The sequence below is a fragment of the Stieleria sp. genome (assembly GCF_041595215.1).
Lineage (GTDB): Bacteria > Planctomycetota > Planctomycetia > Pirellulales > Pirellulaceae > Stieleria > Stieleria magnilauensis.
Window position 1 is genome coordinate 1 of sequence record NZ_JBFHKV010001259.1, and the last position, 2,239, is coordinate 2,239.

General features: G+C 59.1%; 4 protein-coding genes. All 4 read left to right on the forward strand.

All coding sequences use genetic code 11. The features are described 5' to 3' along the window. The coding region (locus tag ABX749_RS30320; protein WP_372899325.1) for a hypothetical protein at nt 1-585 on the forward strand (585 nt) is incomplete at its 5' end. Then, complete coding sequence (locus tag ABX749_RS30325; protein ID WP_372899326.1) at nt 582-1,649, forward strand: hypothetical protein; 1,068 nt, start codon at nt 582-584, stop codon at nt 1,647-1,649. The genes ABX749_RS30320 and ABX749_RS30325, both read left to right, overlap by 4 nt. A 3-nt stretch (nt 1,650-1,652) precedes the next feature. Then, a complete protein-coding gene (locus ABX749_RS30330) occupies nt 1,653-1,928 on the forward strand; it encodes a hypothetical protein (protein WP_372899327.1) in 276 nt (91 codons plus the stop codon). Between the two features lie 4 nt (nt 1,929-1,932). Continuing rightward, nucleotides 1,933-2,239 (forward strand): hypothetical protein (locus tag ABX749_RS30335; protein WP_372899328.1); only part of this gene is annotated, 307 nt, incomplete at its 3' end.

Here is a 2,239-nt window from a genome sequence, read left to right on the forward strand (position 1 = left end):
CAAACGACGCTGATTGTTCTGGACGGCGCCGAAGGGTATTCAATCCTCGTCTTGGCCAAGCAGCCCGACGGTAAGCCGGTGCGAGTCACCGAGTCGACCAAGGGCGGCTATCGGGCCTACACGACGAGCGAGGCGTGGGTCACGCTGTTTTGTACGGACTTTGAAAACCAGAAGCAGCAGCTTGTCGACATCGTCATCAACGAGGACGTGACGCCGGAACCGGAACCAGAACCGGACGACCCGGACCCGCCGGGTCCTGAGCCCGACAACGTTCCCGCCGACGATTTCGAAAACATCGGCCAACGGGTCGCCAAGTGGTCCGCAGGCATCGCGAACCGCGCCGACTACGCGATCGCATACGAAGCAGCGGCAACACGGTTGCGATCATCGCCATCGGACACGGTGGACGACGTGGGCAAAAAGCTGGTCGCTGACCTGCAAGCGGTCGCGAGTTTTGACAAGTATCTGCCAGCGGTTGGCGCCAAGCTAAATGAGGACATCCAAGGGCGATGGCCGTTGTCGCGTGGCGTTCTCGCTGATTATTACACCGCGATTGCGGTCGGGTTTCGTGGGGGCGTGAAATGAGAATTAACCCCGATTTCCGAACCGTCGACGAAGTTGAATTGGCGATTGACCCGCGTGAGCTTGGCGGGTGGACGGACGGCGAGAGCACGACCGAAAGCGAGTTGATCGCGAAAGAGAACCGCACGATTGACGCGATCCAAGCGGAGCAACCGCAGTCGTTTCTAACGCGAATCGCGGACGAAATGTCACCCGAGATGATGGCCAAGTGGACCGAGTTTCAGTTGTCCAAAGGGCGTCATCGCGGATCGAATGACTTATCGCTGATCGATGAGTTCGTGCATGGCAAACCGCTCTTGTGGTTGCCGCAGATCATCGGCTCGTGTGTGATGTCGAACACGTTCCGCATCTGGGTCGCCCGCCTGATGTATCAAATCGTCTTGCTGGGCAAGTCGCAGGAATACCTTGGTCGCAACGAGTTCGGTTCGAGCAATTACAGTTTCTACGGGCCGTGGTCCTACGGTCACGCGCGAAAGAAAGCCAACATGCGACGAGGCGACGGGCTCTACTGTGCCCCGATGGCCTGGTCATTGATGCAGGGCGTTGTCCCATGCAACACGCCCGCACTGATGCGGATCCTGTCGGATGCAGACCTGGACCACGCCAACGACTTTCCCGAGCCGCAGGGACGCGACGGGGCTGCGTTGTATCGGGCGTTTGGGAATTGGGCACACATCGACGAACTGGAATCGTACAAGGATTTTGCGGTTCTCGAATCGCCAAGCGTCAAGTCAGCGGATCAGCTTTGGGATCTGCTTCTGGCTGGCAAGCCGTCTTTTGTTTGCTCAGGTGAAGCGATCCACAAGGTCGGCGAGCATCCCGACGGGTTCCCGATTCATGCACGCAACCCGCGCGATTCGTGGTCGCACAACATGGCTTTCATCGGCGCGTTTGTCGCGTCCGATGGAGAGCGGTTCATCCGCGAATCAAACGAGTCGTGGGGCGAGAAGCACATCTACAACCGACGTTTCGACGAGGTTGAAAAGTCATTCCGTGCTGGACGATTGACCGTGCAAGCGATCGGCGAGATTGCGGGTCCGTCCAGTTCACCGCCATTGATGGGGTAAGAGATGAATATTCCGTGGGATCTGATTTTTGAGTTGCTGTTCAAGATGCTCGAAGACTGCGACGACGACACCGAGGGTCGTGTCAGCAAGATCGGTCAGCCGATGCGGTTGCGTGTTGCCGTGACGCGAGCAGTTCGGCAGGCAGGCTATCGTGGACGTGAAGCGATTGAGGTTCGCAGGGAGGTGCTTGCCGAGATTGCAGACGCACCAGCGGAAGACGTTGCGGCGTTCGCACAGAGCGGCCCCGATGGACTATCGAAACTTGACACGGAGGCGTGAGGCAATGAAACGCTTTGCTCTACTTCTGGCCGTGCTGATCGCATCGCCAGCCATCGCCCAGGACTGTCCGAACCTCGCGCCATCGCTCACCAGCGATTGCCCCGATGGCCAATGTCCAATCGTCCGAACGGCGGCCAAGACCGCCACCGCACCCGCCAAAGCGACCAGCAGTCTCGCGGCTGCGATTCGTCGGGCGAAGATGCCACCATCAGCAATCGGTGTCAGCCCGAACACAACGGCGATGCTGACGATGCACCTGACGACCTACGCGCCGGACCATCGCTACACGTACACGAAAGCGGATCTGGTGG

Bases quoted from the DNA above. Each gene is read 5' to 3' on its own strand.
- ABX749_RS30325 (WP_372899326.1), top strand. From the start codon at position 582: ATGAGAATTAACCCCGATTTCCGAACCGTCGACGAAGTTGAATTGGCG.
- ABX749_RS30330 (WP_372899327.1), top strand. From the start codon at position 1,653: ATGAATATTCCGTGGGATCTGATTTTTGAGTTGCTGTTCAAGATGCTC.